At 42.9% G+C, this 16,629-nt stretch carries 15 protein-coding genes and 1 tRNA gene; 6 read left to right on the top strand and 10 right to left on the bottom strand.

Translation table 11 applies throughout. The annotated features are described in order from the left end of the window. Positions 1–17: 17 nt before the first annotated feature. From frr to VM932_RS02715, 5 genes are all read left to right on the top strand, one after another. Positions 18–572, top strand: coding sequence for a ribosome recycling factor (gene frr / locus VM932_RS02735; RefSeq protein WP_293167177.1), 555 nt, complete (start codon positions 18–20; stop codon positions 570–572). Between the two features lie 75 nt (positions 573–647). Then, positions 648–3,050, top strand: a complete 2,403-nt coding sequence (locus tag VM932_RS02730) for an efflux RND transporter permease subunit (protein ID WP_326277035.1) — start codon at positions 648–650, stop codon at positions 3,048–3,050. A gap of 90 nt (positions 3,051–3,140) precedes the next feature. Further along, the gene (asnS, locus tag VM932_RS02725) at positions 3,141–4,574 is read left to right on the top strand and encodes an asparagine--tRNA ligase (RefSeq protein ID WP_326277034.1); all 1,434 of its coding nucleotides are present in this window, start codon (positions 3,141–3,143) and stop codon (positions 4,572–4,574) included. 50 nt (positions 4,575–4,624) lie between these two features. After that, entirely contained in the window at positions 4,625–6,082 is a 1,458-nt protein-coding gene (gene rpoN / locus VM932_RS02720) for an RNA polymerase factor sigma-54 (protein ID WP_326277033.1), read from the top strand. Further along, positions 6,082–6,684, top strand: a complete 603-nt coding sequence (locus tag VM932_RS02715) for a hypothetical protein (protein WP_326277032.1) — start codon at positions 6,082–6,084, stop codon at positions 6,682–6,684. The genes rpoN and VM932_RS02715 overlap by 1 nt, the downstream gene beginning before the upstream one ends. Here the strand turns inward: VM932_RS02715 and VM932_RS02710 are convergent. The 8 genes from VM932_RS02710 to VM932_RS02675 all read right to left on the bottom strand — a co-directional run bounded on the left by VM932_RS02710 (position 6,679) and on the right by VM932_RS02675 (position 11,795). After that, positions 6,679–7,302: a porin family protein gene (locus VM932_RS02710; protein WP_326277031.1), complete on the bottom strand. Its 624-nt coding sequence runs from the start codon at positions 7,300–7,302 to the stop codon at positions 6,679–6,681. The genes VM932_RS02715 and VM932_RS02710 overlap by 6 nt on opposite strands. Before the next feature lie 150 nt (positions 7,303–7,452). Further along, positions 7,453–7,935 (bottom strand): ExbD/TolR family protein, encoded by a 483-nt coding sequence (locus VM932_RS02705; RefSeq protein ID WP_326277030.1) that lies wholly within the window; start codon positions 7,933–7,935, stop codon positions 7,453–7,455. A gap of 12 nt (positions 7,936–7,947) precedes the next feature. Further along, entirely contained in the window at positions 7,948–8,556 is a 609-nt protein-coding gene (locus VM932_RS02700; RefSeq protein WP_326277029.1) for an ExbD/TolR family protein, read from the bottom strand. A gap of 11 nt (positions 8,557–8,567) precedes the next feature. After that, complete coding sequence (locus VM932_RS02695; protein ID WP_293167170.1) at positions 8,568–9,005, bottom strand: hypothetical protein; 438 nt, start codon at positions 9,003–9,005, stop codon at positions 8,568–8,570. 26 nt (positions 9,006–9,031) lie between these two features. After that, positions 9,032–9,760 carry a MotA/TolQ/ExbB proton channel family protein gene (locus tag VM932_RS02690; protein WP_326277028.1) on the bottom strand — a complete coding sequence of 243 codons (729 nt, stop codon included), beginning with the start codon at positions 9,758–9,760 and terminating at the stop codon, positions 9,032–9,034. A 78-nt stretch (positions 9,761–9,838) separates the two neighbouring features. Continuing rightward, positions 9,839–9,926: transfer RNA gene (locus VM932_RS02685), tRNA-Ser, on the bottom strand. A 66-nt stretch (positions 9,927–9,992) separates the two neighbouring features. Further along, positions 9,993–11,024: an asparaginase gene (locus VM932_RS02680; RefSeq protein ID WP_326277027.1), complete on the bottom strand. Its 1,032-nt coding sequence runs from the start codon at positions 11,022–11,024 to the stop codon at positions 9,993–9,995. 3 nt (positions 11,025–11,027) lie between these two features. Then, positions 11,028–11,795 (bottom strand): TatD family hydrolase, encoded by a 768-nt coding sequence (locus tag VM932_RS02675; RefSeq protein ID WP_326277026.1) that lies wholly within the window; start codon positions 11,793–11,795, stop codon positions 11,028–11,030. A gap of 125 nt (positions 11,796–11,920) precedes the next feature. Between VM932_RS02675 and VM932_RS02670 the strand changes: the two genes are divergently transcribed. Beyond that, positions 11,921–12,361, top strand: a complete 441-nt coding sequence (locus tag VM932_RS02670) for a retropepsin-like aspartic protease (RefSeq protein WP_326277025.1) — start codon at positions 11,921–11,923, stop codon at positions 12,359–12,361. 53 nt (positions 12,362–12,414) lie between these two features. Here VM932_RS02670 and odhB read toward each other — a convergent pair whose 3' ends face one another. Both odhB and VM932_RS02660 read right to left on the bottom strand, forming a co-directional pair. After that, a complete protein-coding gene (odhB, locus tag VM932_RS02665) occupies positions 12,415–13,635 on the bottom strand; it encodes a 2-oxoglutarate dehydrogenase complex dihydrolipoyllysine-residue succinyltransferase (RefSeq protein ID WP_326277024.1) in 1,221 nt (406 codons plus the stop codon). A gap of 22 nt (positions 13,636–13,657) precedes the next feature. After that, positions 13,658–16,456, bottom strand: coding sequence for a 2-oxoglutarate dehydrogenase E1 component (locus VM932_RS02660; protein WP_326277023.1), 2,799 nt, complete (start codon positions 16,454–16,456; stop codon positions 13,658–13,660). Positions 16,457–16,629 lie beyond the last annotated feature (173 nt).

The following is a 16,629-nucleotide window of genomic DNA, read 5'->3' as shown; positions in this document are numbered from 1 at the left end:
TTATAAATTTGAAAGTTATGGACGAAGAGGTAAAATTTATTCTTGATAGCACAAAAGAAAGTATGGAGGCAAGTATTGAGCACTTGCAAAAGGCATTGACAAAGATTAGGGCAGGCAAAGCCAGTCCCATGATGCTTTCCACTGTAATGGTGGATTACTACGGTTCTCAAACCCCGCTTTCCCAAGTATCCAACATCAATACCCCCGATGCAAGAACGCTCTCCGTTCAACCTTGGGAAAAAAACCTGCTGGGGGAGATTGAAACTGCCATCATGAACGCCAATTTGGGCTTCAATCCCATGAACAATGGAGAAATGGTAATCATTAACGTACCCCCATTAACAGAGGAAAGGAGAGTACAGTTGACAAAACAGGCCAAGGCCGAAGCCGAAGACGCCAAAGTAAGTATCCGCAGTGCCAGACAAGAAGCCAACAAGGAATTAAAAGCATTGGACATTTCCGAAGACCTTTTAAAAAACGCCGAAGTTGATGTGCAAGAACTAACCAACAAGTACAGTGATAGAGTTGATGCCATCTTGACCACAAAAGAGGCTGAAATAATGAAGGTGTAAAATTTGGATTTTGACCAGCCCCTTTCCTAGGAACACAACATATCATTTTCTACCTTTGCGCCCAACAAAACCCAGATGGTAGCAAAGCTCACTAAAGGATTTTGGCCAAAGGTCGCAAGAATTATACTCCGCAATAGAATCTTGATTCTTTTGGCGGTTGCCGGCTTTACCGTTTTCTTGGCCATGCAATGGAAAAACATGCAATTTTCCAACACCGAGGCCAATATATTGCCCGATGACCATCCAGCTAGTATCCAGTACAATGCATTTACCAAAATTTTTGGCGAAGAAGGCAACGCCATAGTTTTGGCCATTAGGGATTCCTCACTGTTTACCCCAAAAAACTTTAACCGATGGAATACCTTGAGCAAACAACTCGATGCTTTTCCGGAAGTTGACTATGTAATCTCTTTGGAGAATTTAAAGGAGCTCATCAAGGATAACGACACCCAAACGTTCTCCATGGAGCCTTTAATAGCCCACCCTCCCAAGACCAAACAGGAAATAGATTCCCTTACCAACCATTTGTTCACAGAACTTCCTTTCTACGATAATTTGGTCTACAATCCCAAAAGCGGAACCATCCAAACCGTGATTTATTTGGATAAAGACATTATGAACACGGCGGTTAGAAACGAATTTATACTCAATGATCTTGCCGAGCTTGTAGAGGATTTTGAACAAGAAACCAATATGGACGTCCGTATTTCGGGAATGCCCTACATCCGTACTTGGAACACAAAATCCATTGTTGATGAAATCGGACTTTTTATCGTAGGTGCCCTACTTGTTACCTCCATCATCTTTTTCTTTTTCTTTAGAAGTTTCAGGGCTACTTTCATCTCCATGTGCGTAGTAATCATTGGAGTAATGTGGGCCTTTGGAATACTTGGGCTTTTACAATACGAAATTACGATTCTTACCGCTTTGATTCCGCCATTGATCATTGTAATCGGTATTCCCAATTGTATTTTCTTGATCAACAAATATCAGCAAGAAGTAAAAAAACACGGAAATCAAGCACTTTCCTTACAAAGGGTAATCTCCAAGATTGGCAATGCCACCTTAATGACGAACATTACCACCGCATCAGGCTTCGCTACCTTTATTATTTTGGACAGTGACCTCCTCAGGGAATTTGGTATCGTCGCCTCCATCAACATCATTGGGATTTTTATTCTTTCCCTGTTGATCATACCCATTATTTACAGCTTTATGCCGCTTCCAAAAACCAAGCACTTAAAGCACTTGAACAAAAAATGGATGGACTTGTTTGTCAACTGGATGGAAAACATGGTAAGAAACCACAGGATTGGCGTTTACATTACCACGGTCGCAGTTTTGGTATTGAGCATTATCGGGATTTACCAGATGCGAATCACTGGAAGTAGAATTGAAGACCTCCCAAAGAAAAGTCACTTTTACAAGGACATCCAGTTTTTTGAGGCTGAGTTTGACGGCATCATGCCGATGGAAATTGTAGTGGACACCAAACGCAAAAATGGGGTGGTAAAGCCTGCTACGCTTAAACGAATGGACCGATTGGGCGGCGTAATCGATGAAATTCCAGAACTATCGCGGCCCATCTCCATTGTTGATTTGGTCAAATACTCTAAACAGGCTTTTTACAACGGGATTCCAAAATACTATCAACTGCCCACCAGTCAAGAGAACACATTCATTATGAACGCTGTTCAAAAGTCATCAACTGATGGAACCAATGAACTGCTCCAAAGCTTTGTGGACAGTACGGGACAAACAGCCCGTTTAACGACTTATATGCGCGATGTAAAAATCGACCGTATGGAGGAAATTGAAAAAGACCTGCAAGAAGCGATCACAAAGCAATTTCCTTCGGGACGATACGATGTTTTTATGACCGGAAAAGCCCTCTTGTTCCTAAAGGGAACAAAGTACTTGGTCAAAAACCTATTATTGTCTCTGGCATTGGCCATTGGATTGATCTCGCTTTTTATGGCCTATCTGTTCCGATCCTATAAAATGGTCATCATATCCTTGGTGCCCAATTTGTTGCCCCTGGTTATTACAGCCGGTGTCATGGGTTATTTGGGGGTGCCCATAAAACCATCCACTATCCTGGTATTCAGTATTGCATTTGGCATATCGGTGGATGATACCATTCACTTTTTGGCCAAATACAGGCAAGAACTCACTGCCCATCGCTGGCACATCAAAAAATCGGTGTACGCTGCCTTGCGCGAGACCGGGGTGAGCATGTTTTACACTTCCATAGTCTTGTTCTTTGGATTCTCCGTCTTTATCATTTCCAGTTTTGGGGGTACCAAAGCATTGGGAGGGTTGGTTTCGGCCACCTTGTTGTTTGCCATGCTCTCTAACTTGATCTTGTTGCCGTCACTTCTCCTCTCCTTGGAAAGAAGCATTGCCAACAAGCAGGTACTCAAAAAACCTCAAATAGACATTTTGCCCAAGGACGAGGACAACCCAAAGGACAAATAGTGTTTGAAACGGCCATAAATTAGGCCATTCCATTGCCATCGTTTTTTATCAAAAACCTATCTTTACCAACTAAATCACTATAGTTTTAGAATGATGTCTTATTCCATAAAAGAATTGCTGGAAAAGCAACCCGTAGGAGATTCCGTTGAAGTAAATGGATGGGTAAAAACATTTAGGAGCAACCGATTTATCGCATTGAACGATGGTTCCACCATACATAACCTGCAATGTGTCGTGGACTTTGAAAATTTGGACGAAGCATTGCTAAAGCAGATTTCAACAGGTGCCGCCCTGAAAATCTCGGGGACTTTGGAAGAAAGCCAAGGCCGAGGGCAAAGCGTGGAAATCCAAGCTACGGATATATTCGTACACGGTACCGCAGACCCGGAGACCTACCCTATTCAACCCAAAAAGCACTCGTTGGAGTTTTTAAGGGAAAAAGCGCACCTTAGGGTACGGACCAATACTTTTTCCGCGGTAATGCGAGTTAGGTCGGCACTTTCTTTTGCCGTTCACAGCTACTTTCAGCAAAATGGGTTCTACTATATGCACGCACCCATCATCACAGGCTCCGACGCCGAGGGTGCCGGGGAAATGTTCCGTGTATCTACTTTGGATGCCAAGAACCCACCTTTGGAGAGCGATGGCGAAGTGGACTATTCCGAGGACTTTTTTGGAAAGGAGACCAATCTGACCGTATCAGGTCAGTTGGAAGCCGAGACCTACGCCATGGGCTTGGGCAAGGTGTACACTTTTGGGCCTACTTTTAGAGCTGAAAATTCCAATACATCACGTCATTTGGCCGAGTTCTGGATGATCGAGCCCGAGATGGCCTTTTATGATTTGGATGCCAACATGGATTTGGCAGAAGATTTTATCAAATACATTATCCAATACGTGCTGGACCATTGCCAAGATGACTTGGAATTTTTGGAAAAACGTTTGTTCGACGAAGAAAAGGGCAAACCTCAGAACGAGCGCTCTGAAATGGCCTTGATCGAAAAATTGAAATTCGTTGTAGAAAACAATTTCAAAAGGGTTTCCTATACCGAGGCCATTGATATTTTAAAGAACAGCAAGCCGAACAAAAAGAAAAAGTTCCAGTTCCCTATTGATGATTGGGGGGCAGACTTGCAAAGCGAGCACGAACGTTTCTTGGTGGAAAAACACTTTAAATGTCCCGTAATTCTTTTTGATTATCCAGCAAACATCAAGGCATTTTACATGCGCTTGAACGAGGATGGGAAAACCGTACGCGCCATGGATGTACTTTTTCCGGGTATCGGAGAAATTGTCGGAGGTTCCCAAAGGGAAGAACGTTTGGATGTACTGGAGCAAAAAATAAAGGAACTGGATATTGATGCCGAAGAACTTTGGTGGTATCTGGATTTGAGAAAATTTGGCACTGCGGTGCACAGTGGTTTTGGACTTGGCTTTGAGCGCATGGTGCAATTCGCCACCGGAATGGGCAATATCAGGGACGTAATCCCCTACCCTAGAACCCCACAAAATGCCGAGTTTTAATTTGAATTTATTATTTTAAGGAAAGTTACGATTGTAAATCATCAATCAATATGCTGAAACAACATCTACAGTTTAAGCTTTCACAAAAACTGTCTCCACAGCAGATTCAGCTCATGAAACTTATTCAATTGCCAACACAGGCTTTTGAACAAAGGTTAAAACAAGAGCTGGAAGAGAATCCTGCTTTGGAAAGTGGCAAGGAGGAAACCGATGCCCTGGATGATGTTTACGAGGATACCTACGATGATTCGGCGGACAATGAAAATATTGACACCGAAGAAATCAATATTGATGATTACCTGAGTGATGATGAAATTCCAGATTACCGCACCCAGGCGAATAATTATAGTGCCGACGATGAGGACAAAAGGGTGCCGTATGCCGCTGGAACATCATTCAACCAATACTTGATCAATCAGTTGAACACGACTTACTTGGATGATCAGGAGTGGGCCATTGCCGAGTTTTTGGTGGGCAGTGTGGACGAAAGCGGCTACATACGAAGACCGCTTCCAGATATTATGGACGACCTTGCCTTTACCCAGAACATTTATGTGGACGAGGATAAAATCGAGGAAATTCTAAAGGTTGTCCAAGATTTAGACCCTCCGGGGGTCGCCGCCCGATCTTTGGATGAATGTTTGATCATCCAACTAAAGCGCAAGGAAAAAAAACCTTCCGTTGAGCTGGCCATTAACATTTTGGAACGATCGTTCGATCACTTTACCAAAAAGCATTACTCCAAACTTATACAAAAACACCATGTTACCGAAGAACAGCTCAAGGAGGCTATTTCGGAAATAGAAAGACTCAATCCAAAACCGGGTGGTTCCTATTCCGGAAATACCCGTATGATCGAGCATATTGTCCCCGATTTCTCCATAAAAATAGTGGATGGCGAACTGGAACTTAGCCTGAACGGACGAAATGCCCCGGAGCTCCATGTTTCGAAAGACTACAGCAATATGCTGGAGGGATACAAAAATGCCAAGGAGAAATCCAAATCCCAGAAGGACACGGTCATGTTCATCAAACAAAAGTTGGATGCCGCAAAATGGTTTATAGACGCCATAAGACAGCGTCAGCAAACCCTTTTCATCACCATGAACACCATTATGGAATATCAAAAGGAATATTTTATGACGGGGGACGAAAGAAAATTGCGCCCCATGATCCTAAAGGATATTGCCGATAAAATCGATATGGACGTTTCCACCGTGTCTCGGGTAGCGAACAGCAAATACGTGGATACACCCTATGGCACCAAACTGATCAAGGATTTCTTTTCCGAATCCATGAAGAACGAACAAGGGGAAGATGTATCCACAAGGGAAATTAAAAAGATATTGGAGACCGTTATTCGTGATGAGGAGAAGAAAAAACCTTTGACCGATGCAAAATTGGCAAAAATATTAAAGGAAAGGGGCTATCCCATAGCCCGGCGGACCGTTGCCAAATATCGGGAGCAGCTCGGCATACCTGTAGCTCGATTAAGAAAAGAGATTTGATGCGCCACGTATACAACATTATCTCCTACCTCTTTCATCCGTTGTTTGTACCGATTGGAGGTACCATAGTGTATTTTTTGGTGGCTCCCTATAGCACTCTGCAAACCCAAAGCGGGAATATACTTCCCATTTTTATCCTTACGGTAATCATCCCCATTATCTTTTTCTTGATATTGAGGAACCTCGGGGTTATCAGCTCCATATTTCTGCCCACCATACAGGAACGCAAATACCCGCTTTATATAAGTTGTATCATCTTTTTAATGATATTGTACAAGGTAATACCCAATAATTACGTACACGAGCTTTTTTACTATTTTACAGGGCTTCTGACTGCGACCAGCGCGACCTTGATCCTGTTGTTCTTTAAATTTAAAACAAGTATGCACCTGTTGGGCATGGGAAGCATCTTAACCTTTATGGTGGCGTTGAGCATTCATTTTGAGACCAACATTACCATTGCCATAAGCTTGTTCACCCTTTTTACCGGACTGGTGGCCACCTCAAGATTATACCTGAAGGCACACACTAAAAATGAACTGTTGATAGGTTTTATTCTGGGATGTTGTTCCCAATTGATTATTCTGAAATACTGGCTATAGGATGTAAAAAATCAATCCAATACGCAGCACCCTAAAATCGATAGGATTTCCATTAAGTGCAGTCCCTTCTTTAAGCAATGGATGTAATGCATAGTAAGCGTGAATGTTCCAAGTATTATAGCCGAAGTTCAGCATAAGGCCATATTGGAATTTTTCAACATCATTATTGGAAAATGAATCATTGCCGCTATCTGTCACTAATTTTGACCTACCCGAGAACACATAGCCCAATTTGGCACCGGCGTATATCCGCCAAAACTTATATTCCTCCGCAGTTGATGTACGCCATCTTAATTCCAAGGGAAATTCTATGGAATGGGTTTCGAACTTGCTCCTATTAAAGTTGGAACTCTCCATTACTTGGTAAACAATAGTATTGGACTCTTTCGATGAAACGATGTTCGAATAATACGAGTTCACAGCATATCCCAGCCCTAAACCAACACCAAAATTCCTTTTTTGGTTCAAGGGAATGTCCTTTATAAAGCCTGCTTGTAGATTATAGGATAGATTTTGTTGGCCCACTTGGTCCGGGGTATCCAACAGTACATTATAGCCCACTCCAAAATAAAACTGATCCTCTAGATACCGACTATCGGATACAACGGTGGTATCCATCTTTGTTTGACCCAAAACAGATATCGAGAGCAATAAACAAACGGCGCTAACTATAAATTGAAGTAGGGTGCGGATCATGGTAGCAATTTAAAACAAAAAACGCCCCAAATTAAAAATTTGGAGCGTTTCCCACTAAATCTAAGCTATTGCCTACTGTAAATTGTTAAAAGCATCCCCTTCATAAGTGGTATAGTTCACTTTAAGGGCATTTACTTCTCTCAATTGTTGCTTAATATCAGTGATAAGACCCATATTGGCATCCTTATCAACTTTTAAAGCAGTAGTCAATACATTTTGAAGTTCTTGCGGTTTTTTTGCACGTTCTGCCAAAATAAATGAACCTACTTCGTCCACATTGGCAAATTTATCATTCAATTGAATTTTTGGTTCTGTACCAAAAACCTTTTGATATTCCTTTGTAGGTGTTCCTACATAAATGTAAATAACGCGGTCCTTCTTTTCCAACTTCTTAATTTCTGAAGCATTGGGAAGGGTATTGGCAACCATTAACGAACTATCTTTCATTGTGGTTACGGTCATAAAGAAGAACAGGAGCATAAAAACGATATCCGGCAACGAAGCTGTTGACACCGCTGGCAAATCTCCATCCTTCTTTTTGGTAAACTTAGCCATATTAAATAGTTTTTAATTGGTTGATGTTTCTGCCTCTGAAAGTTTTTGCGGGAACATATCCTGGATACGTTTCACTTTGTCTTTCAAGTCATCTCTTACGCTGGACGGGGTCTCTGGATTCAGGTATTCTGCCTCCATATCCGTAAAGTCCCTCCCGTACAGGCGTTGTGCTTCACGGTTACGCAACTCGTTATAGGCACCTACCAGTTCGTTTTGAACTGTAATGTATGTGCTATACTTGGTTTCTCTATCATTCTTTAAAGAGATAATGGCTTTTGACGGATTATCCGATGAAGCTGGGTCTTTCCTACCTTTACAGTAATCACAAGTCCCGTCCGCACCATTCTCGAGGAATTTGATAGCCGCTTCCCTAAGGTCCTTAATATCCATTAAGCTCTCCTCAACCAAAAGTTGCCCTTTTCTGTTGATATTGACAGTGAAAATATTCTTCTGCTTGATTATGGGCGGCTCTTCATTTGGCGGTTCAGCTGGCGGCAACATACGATCCAGTCCTGCATCCGTTTCTATGGTGGTGGTCACCAAGAAAAAGATAAGCAAGAGGAAAGCGATATCCGCCATGGAACCGGCATTTACTTCCGGTGCTCCTTTTCTTCTAGGCATAATTCAACTTTTTACTTAACAAACATTCTTTTCAAGCCTGGTACTATCATTAGAATTACCGCAATTAGCGTAAGGATAAAAAATACATTCAATCCCATTCCAATGTTTTTCACAGTTCCTTCCGTAGTCTCGATGCCTCTTTCAGACATTGTTTCCACCACAGACATGTTATCTGAAGAAAGCCCGTAGGATATAGCCACTACTATGGCCAATCCGCCAATGGCGAAAAGAGCTTTCTTAATACTTCCCTTTGTGGTAAACAATTTTGCAAATCCGAAAACTACTGTAGTTACAACTGCAATAGCCAACAAGATGTACATAATGATGAACATAAAGTTCATTGCCCCACTATTTATGGCACTTGGATCATCGGCGGACGGAAGGGAGAACCAAAGAACTGCGGCAACCAATCCGATGACGATGAGCAATATTTTTACTATTTTATTCATGATTCTCGATAGTTTTTAATTCGTAATTACTTTTTGTGGGCAGCCAACATGTCAATCAATGCGATTGAGCTGTCTTCCATGTCATTTACGATACTATCGATTTTAGCAATAATATAGTTATAGAAAATCTGAAGGATAATCGCCGTGATCAAACCAAATACGGTTGTCAACAACGCCACCTGGATATCACCTGCGATCAAGGAAGCACTCAAGTTACCTACAGCTGCAATTTTTTGGAAGGCCTGAATCATACCGATTACCGTACCCATAAATCCAAGCATCGGAGCAATCGCGATAAACAGGGACAACCAAGATACGTTTTTCTCCAACTGGCCCATTTGCACACCTCCGTAGGAAACAACAGCTTTTTCAGCAGATTCCAAACCTTCGTCAGCTCTATCCAAACCTTGGTAGTAGATAGAGGCAACAGGTCCCTTAGTGTTTCTACATACTTCTTTGGCTGCTTCTACACCTCCTGAAGCCAAAGCGTCCTCAACTTGTTGCTTCAATTTGGTGGAATTTGTAGTGGCCAAATTCAAATAAATGATTCTTTCGATGGCAACTGCCAATCCCAAGATCAAACATAGCAATACAATTCCCATGAAGGCAGGGCCCCCTTGGATAAATTGCTCTTTCAATACCTGGGTGAAACCTTTGCTGGCTTCAGCTTCTTCTTGCAACATTGCTGCAGATACAGTTGTAGTTCCCATCACAAACATTCCGGCAGCAGCCAGAGTAAAGGATATTTTTTTCATTTTACTTAAACTTAAATTTAGTTAGTTAATAATGTTAAAGATATAAAAATTTTATAATAGAAAAACTAAAATACCTTGCAGAGAGGAAGGGATTCGAACCCTCGATACACTTTTGGTGTATACACACTTTCCAGGCGTGCGCCTTCGACCACTCGGCCACCTCTCTATTGTTTCATTTAGGGCGACCAATAAACAAAAAAATAATTAGTTATAGAAATTTGAAGCGTTAATTTTACACCATTTCACCACGGAGTGGTGTCTCAAAAATTGTCTTGAACAATTTGTCGGGAACCCCTGTCCCCAAAAGGTACATCGCCTTTGTTACTGCAGCTTCGGTCGTAATATCCTTGCCGTTAACCAGTTGCATCGCCTTAAGTTTTTCACTGGTCTCATAATGGCCCATGGAAACACTCCCGCCAGAGCATTGTGTTACGTTAATAATATGCAATCCATTTTCCACGGCTTTTTTTACGACACCTAAAAACCATTTGTCCATCGGAGCGTTCCCTGCGCCGTAGGTTTCCAGGATCAATGCCTTTAAATCGGGAATGTTCAAGACCGATTGCAGCACATTTTGGTTCAATCCCGGAAACAATTTGAGAATCGCCACTCGATCATCCATTTTTTTATGCACCTGAAGTGACTTGTTTTTGGTCACTTTTTTGATCAAGTAATTCTGGTGTACTTTTAAATGCACTCCCGATTCCACCAAAGGCGGATAATTTAATGAGGCAAAAGCCTCAAAATGTTCCGCATTTATCTTGGTGGTTCGGTTACCCCGGTAGAGTTTATATTCAAAATACAGACCTACCTCACGCACCACGGGTTTTCCTTTTTCATGGAGCGCAGCAATCTCGATGGAGGTAATCAGATTTTCCTTGGCATCGGTACGCAAATCCCCGATCGGCAATTGAGACCCCGTGAAAATGACCGGCTTTTCCAAATTTTCCAACATAAAGCTGAGTGCCGATGCGGAATAACTCATGGTATCGCTACCATGCAGCACCACAAAACCATCATTATCCACATAATGCTCTTCAATAATGGAAGCAATTACGGCCCAATAATCAGGGTTCATGTTGGAAGAATCAATGGGCTCATCGAATGAAACCCCTCTCAGGTTACAGTCCAATTGTTTCAACTCCGGAATATTTTTAACGAGTTCCTCAAAATTGAATGCCTTGAGTGCACCCGTTTTGTAATCCTTCACCATCCCGATGGTCCCCCCGGTATAGATCAGTAATATGTTGGTCTTTTTTTTCATAGATCAAATTCCGAATATGTCTTTGGAGTTTTCCGTGGTGATTGCCGCGATTTCCTCCTCGGGCATACCATAAAGGGATGAAAGTTTTTCCAACACCTTAACTATATAAGAGCTTTCATTTCGTTTTCCACGATATGGGGCGGGTGCCAAATAAGGCGCATCGGTTTCCAAAACAATATGTTTTAGGTCGATTTGATTCAAAAATTGGTCGATTTTTCCATTTTTGAAGGTAGCCACTCCCCCAATACCCAGTTTCATATTATAAGACATAGCTTGATGGGCCTGTTCCAAGCTTCCAGTAAAGCAATGGAAAATCCCAAAGAGCCCCTCCCCTTTTTCTTGTTCCAACACTTCGAACACCTCATCAAAAGCATCGCGACAATGGATCACTATCGGCAATTGATGCTTTTTCGCCAACCGAATCTGATAAGCAAAAGCCTCTTGTTGTTCTTTCAAAAGGGTTTTGTCCCAATACAGGTCCACCCCAATTTCACCCACGGCATAGAATTTTCGTTTGGACAGCCACTCTTCCACTTGGGCCAACTCTTCCTTATAGTTTTCCTTGACATGGGTGGGATGCAGGCCCATCATCAAAAAAACATTATTGGGATAATTGGCCTCCAAATCCAGCATGGACTGCGTATACGTGGAATCAATAGCCGGAATAAAAAAACGTTCCACTCCCGCATTCAGGGCACGTTGCATCATTTCACTTCTATCCTCGTCAAAGGCTTCACTATATAAATGGGTATGGGTATCCGTAATAATCATATCGCAAAAATAGGTTTATCTTAGATGTCCCAAAACTTTGTTTCCAAATATACACATAGATGCTTCGACGGAGCCAGTCTTGAGCGAAGTCGAAAGGCTCAGCATGACATCTCTCAATTAATAATATGGCATCACTAAAAAAATTCCTCAAAAACAAGGATTACATTACAATACCTTTGGTATTGACCGAAACCAACCACTTTGAACTCGCAGCAACCATCAATGGTGTTACGGGCAAGTTTATTTTGGACACGGGCGCCTCCAATACCTGCGTGGGGATGGACAAAATCGAATTTTTTGAAATGGCCTCGGAAGCTACGGACATTAAAGCGGCCGGCGCCGGGGCCACGGAAATGGAAACTCTGATCTCAAACAAAAACAAAATCCAGATTGGGGATTGGAAAAAGAAAAAGCAGAAAGTCGTACTTTTTGACCTCTCCCATGTGAACCAAGCCCTGACAAGCCATAACGCAATGCCCGTGGATGGCATTATTGGTGCCGATGTGCTCAAAAAAGGAAAGGCCGTAATCGATTACAATAAAAAATGCCTCTACTTAAAAAAGTAAAGGCATTTGTGTCAGTTCGAGCGTAGTCGAGAACCTCTCGATTGCAAATTATTTTACAATTCCAACGCTTTTTTCACGTTTCCGTCCATCAACAATTCTTCTGGACTTTCCAAAGCTTCTTTTACAGCGACCAAGAATCCTACGGATTCCTTACCATCGATAATTCTGTGGTCGTAAGAAAGCGCAACGTACATTACAGGTGCAATGGCAATGGCACCGTCCCTAACAATGGCACGTTCCACAATGTTGTGCATCCCCAAAATACCGCTTTGTGGTGGGTTGATGATCGGAGTGGACAACATGGAACCGAATACACCCCCGTTGGTTATGGTAAAGGTACCTCCTGTCATTTCATCCACGGTGATCTCACCTTCCCTGGCACGGATGGCCAATCGTTTTACTTCGGATTCGACACCTCTGAAGGTCAAGTTCTCCGCATTTCGGATTACGGGAACCATCAAACCTTTTGGTCCTGAAACCGCAATACTGATATCGCAGAATTCGTAGGTGATCATTTCCTTACCATCGATCATGGAGTTAACGGCAGGGTACATTTGCAAGGCACGAATTACTGCTTTCGTAAAGAAAGACATAAATCCAAGACTTACCCCGTGCTTTTCCTTGAACGCTTCTTTGTACTGTTTACGCAGTTCGAAGATGGCGGACATATCCACTTCGTTGAAGGTAGTCAGCATCGCGGTCTCGTTCTTTGCAGACACCAAGCGCTCGGCCACTTTTCTACGCAACATGGACAATTTGGAACGGCTTTCGCCACGGTTGCCGCCTGTTGGGGTTCCCATGGATGGCTTAGCTTTTACAGCATCATCCTTGGTGATGCGTCCATCACGCCCACTACCGGAAACGGATGAGGGCTCGATTCCTTTTTCGTCCAATATTTTCTTGGCCGCTGGGGATGGAGTCCCGGAAGCATAGGTTTCCTTTTTGGGCTCCTCTTTCTTAGATGCTTCTTCTTTAGGCGCTTCCTTTTTGGATTCCTCTTTTTTATCAGAACCACCAGATGAACCTTCAGGCTTTTCCGCACTTGTATCAATGAGGCAAACCACCTCGCCAACAGCTACTGCGTCTCCCACTTCGGCCTTAAGGGTAATAATACCGCTCGCCTCCGCAGGAAGCTCCAATGTTGCCTTATCCGAGTCCACCTCGGCTATGGCTTGGTCCTTCTCTACATAGTCCCCATCCTCAACCAACCAATCGGCGATTTCTACTTCTGTAATGGATTCCCCTGGTGAGGGAACTTTCATTTCTAAAACCATCTTATTGTAGTTTATACTTGTATTATCTTATTTGCATATTATCCTTACTCCTGTCAAAAACGTAGTCCAACACTTGGGCATGACGTCTTTTTGAACGCACGGCACTACCTGCGGCAGGCGCACCGTAGAATCTGCGTGATGCCACCCTAAATTGTTTGGCTTCATCCAAATGCATCAACATGTGGCTCCAAGCTCCCATGTTCCTTGGTTCTTCCTGGGCCCAAACGATATCGTCTGCATTTTTATATTTTTTGATGATGCTTCGCATTTCCTTGGCCGGCAATGGGAACAATTGTTCCACGCGCACCAAAGCCACATCATCTCTTTCAAGCTCTTCTCGTTTATCCAAAAGGTCATAGTAGAATTTACCCGTACAGAACACCAATGTCTTTACTTTGGCTGTTTTAGCTTCGGCATCGTCAATCACCATCTGGAAACTTCCATTGGCCATCTCCTCCTTGGTGGAAACCACCTTGGGATGCCTCAACAAACTCTTGGGCGTAAATACCACCAATGGCTTACGGAACTTGGCCTTCATTTGTCTACGGAACAAGTGGAACAGGTTCGCCGGGGTGGTCACATCTGCCACGTACATATTATCCTTGGCACAAAGTTGCAGGTACCGTTCCATACGCGCCGAAGAGTGTTCCGCTCCCTGACCTTCGTAACCATGTGGCAACAAAAGGACCAAGCCGTTCTGCAGTTTCCATTTGTCTTCCGCTGATGACAGATATTGGTCTATTATGATCTGGGCTCCATTACTGAAATCCCCAAACTGTGCTTCCCAAATGGTCAATGTCTTAGGGCTTGCCATGGCGTAACCATAATCAAATCCCATTACAGCGTATTCCGATAGCAGTGAGTTATAGATGTGGAACTTTCCATTTTGGTTGCCCCCCATCTCATTCAATAACACCACCTCTTCCTCGTGCATTTCCGTTTTGATGACGGCATGCCTGTGGGAGAAGGTTCCCCTTTCCACATCTTGGCCCGTCATGCGAACATCGTACCCTTCCTCGATCAATGACCCATAGGCCAAAAGTTCTCCCATGGCCCAATCGAGCTTGTTGTCCTCAAAATACATTTTATGGCGGCCTTCCACCAATCGTTCCAATTTTCTCAGGAATTTTTTATCCTCTGGAAGCTTGGTAATGCTTTGGGCAACCTCATCCAACTTTTTAAGGTCGTAGGTGGTGTCCATGGGTTTGAGCATCACCTCTTCGGTCACCTGCTCAAACCCTTCCCATTCATCTTGCATGAAAGGGGTTATTCTGGTCTTTTCGATTTTGCGGGAATCCAAAAGGTCCTCCTCAAGATCGTTCTTATATTTTTCTTCGAGTTCTTTTACGTAGTTCTCATCGATGACTCCTTCGGCAATCAATTTCTCTGCGTAAATATCCCTCGGGTTTTTATGCTTGGAAATGGATTTGTACAACAAGGGCTGTGTAAACTTGGGTTCATCACCTTCATTGTGGCCATACTTTCTATAGCCCAACAAATCCAAGAAAATATCACGCTTGTATCGCATCCTGTATTCCAGCGCAAAGGTCGTGGCATGCACCACAGCTTCGGCATCATCGGCATTTACATGGAGTACCGGCGAAAGGGTGACTTTCCCAACATCGGTACAATAGGTGGAGGATCTAGCATCCAAATAGTTGGTGGTAAACCCGATTTGGTTGTTCACAACAATGTGGATGGTACCGCCTGTGGTATACCCATCCAAACGGGCCATTTGAATCACTTCGTACACCACTCCCTGTGCAGCAAAAGCAGCATCTCCATGGATTAAAATCGGCAGTACTTCAGAGATTTCATCACTGTGATCACGATCTTGCTTGGCTCTGGCTATACCTTCAACAATGGAGTTTACGGTTTCCAGGTGCGAAGGGTTCGGGGCAATGTTCATATTGACCATTTTCCCTGAATCCGTCTCACGTTTAGAGGTCCATCCCAAGTGATATTTTACATCACCATCAAAGATGGTTTCCTCGTAATCCTTACCATCGAACTCGCTAAAGATATCCTTTGGCGATTTCCCGAAAATATTGGTCAGAACGTTCAAGCGCCCTCGGTGGGCCATACCCACCACAAATTGCTTTACGCCTTTGTCCGCCGCTTTTTCTACGATTACATCCAAAGCGGGAATCAATGATTCGCCACCTTCCAACGAAAATCGTTTTTGCCCCACATATTTGGTATGCAAAAAGCTCTCAAAAGAAACGGCCTCGTTTAATTTTCTAAGGATGTTTTTCTTTTCTTCCGCAGTATAATTGGGGTGGTTGTCGTTTTTGTTGAGCCAATCCTGAATCCATTGAATACGTTCCGGGGTACGGATATACATGTACTCCACTCCTATCGCATCACAATAAATACTCTCGAGGTGACGTATAATTTCCTTTAGGGGGGTTGGACCTATTCCAAGAATTTTTCCAGCATCAAAAACAGTCTCCAAGTCCCCTTCGGTCAGGCCAAAGTTGGCTATATCCAAGGTAGGGACATACTTTCTCCTTTCCCTTACAGGGTTTGTTTCGGTAAAAAGGTGTCCGCGGGAACGGTAACCATCAATAAGGCGTATAACCTGAAATTCCTTTTGAAGGGCTTCGGGCATTTCCACTTTCCTTCCATTGGAAAGCACCACCATTCCCCCTTTATCGGATTCAATCCCCAAATCTTCGAGGGAACCTTCCAAACCAAAATCAAATCCTTGAAAAAAAGCCCTCCAACTGGGCTCTATGGTATCTGGATTCGTTAGATATTTTTCGTATTGCTCCGCAAAAAACGAAGTGTGCGCAGCATTTAAAAATGAATATTTGTCCATTCTTTATGTTTCTCCAAAACTTTATGGAAAATTTTGTCAAAAATACGGGTTTTAGCATTTATATGCTTGCATTCCCCTTAATTTCTTATTCAAATTTACAACTAAATCACAGAATGGACAGGAAAGCGATAAAAATGAAATTTTTAACTGAATTTAACAGTAGAAACTAAAAA

The sequence above is a fragment of the Flagellimonas halotolerans genome (assembly GCF_035818535.1).
Classification (GTDB): Bacteria; Bacteroidota; Bacteroidia; order Flavobacteriales; family Flavobacteriaceae; genus Flagellimonas; species Flagellimonas halotolerans.
This window is presented reverse-complemented; position numbering and strand designations above follow the sequence as displayed.

Coding starts and splice junctions, on each gene's coding strand:
- odhB (WP_326277024.1), bottom strand. CDS start 13,635: ATGGTTTTAGAAATGAAAGTTCCCTCACCAGGGGAATCCATTACAGAA.
- frr (WP_293167177.1), top strand. CDS start 18: ATGGACGAAGAGGTAAAATTTATTCTTGATAGCACAAAAGAAAGTATG.
- VM932_RS02680 (WP_326277027.1), bottom strand. CDS start 11,024: ATGAAAAAAAAGACCAACATATTACTGATCTATACCGGGGGGACCATC.
- VM932_RS02660 (WP_326277023.1), bottom strand. CDS start 16,456: ATGGACAAATATTCATTTTTAAATGCTGCGCACACTTCGTTTTTTGCG.
- VM932_RS02710 (WP_326277031.1), bottom strand. CDS start 7,302: ATGGATACCACCGTTGTATCCGATAGTCGGTATCTAGAGGATCAGTTT.
- VM932_RS02700 (WP_326277029.1), bottom strand. CDS start 8,556: ATGCCTAGAAGAAAAGGAGCACCGGAAGTAAATGCCGGTTCCATGGCG.
- VM932_RS02690 (WP_326277028.1), bottom strand. CDS start 9,760: ATGAAAAAAATATCCTTTACTCTGGCTGCTGCCGGAATGTTTGTGATG.
- asnS (WP_326277034.1), top strand. CDS start 3,141: ATGATGTCTTATTCCATAAAAGAATTGCTGGAAAAGCAACCCGTAGGA.
- VM932_RS02670 (WP_326277025.1), top strand. CDS start 11,921: ATGGCATCACTAAAAAAATTCCTCAAAAACAAGGATTACATTACAATA.
- VM932_RS02695 (WP_293167170.1), bottom strand. CDS start 9,005: ATGAATAAAATAGTAAAAATATTGCTCATCGTCATCGGATTGGTTGCC.
- VM932_RS02675 (WP_326277026.1), bottom strand. CDS start 11,795: ATGATTATTACGGATACCCATACCCATTTATATAGTGAAGCCTTTGAC.
- rpoN (WP_326277033.1), top strand. CDS start 4,625: ATGCTGAAACAACATCTACAGTTTAAGCTTTCACAAAAACTGTCTCCA.
- VM932_RS02730 (WP_326277035.1), top strand. CDS start 648: ATGGTAGCAAAGCTCACTAAAGGATTTTGGCCAAAGGTCGCAAGAATT.
- VM932_RS02715 (WP_326277032.1), top strand. CDS start 6,082: ATGCGCCACGTATACAACATTATCTCCTACCTCTTTCATCCGTTGTTT.
- VM932_RS02705 (WP_326277030.1), bottom strand. CDS start 7,935: ATGGCTAAGTTTACCAAAAAGAAGGATGGAGATTTGCCAGCGGTGTCA.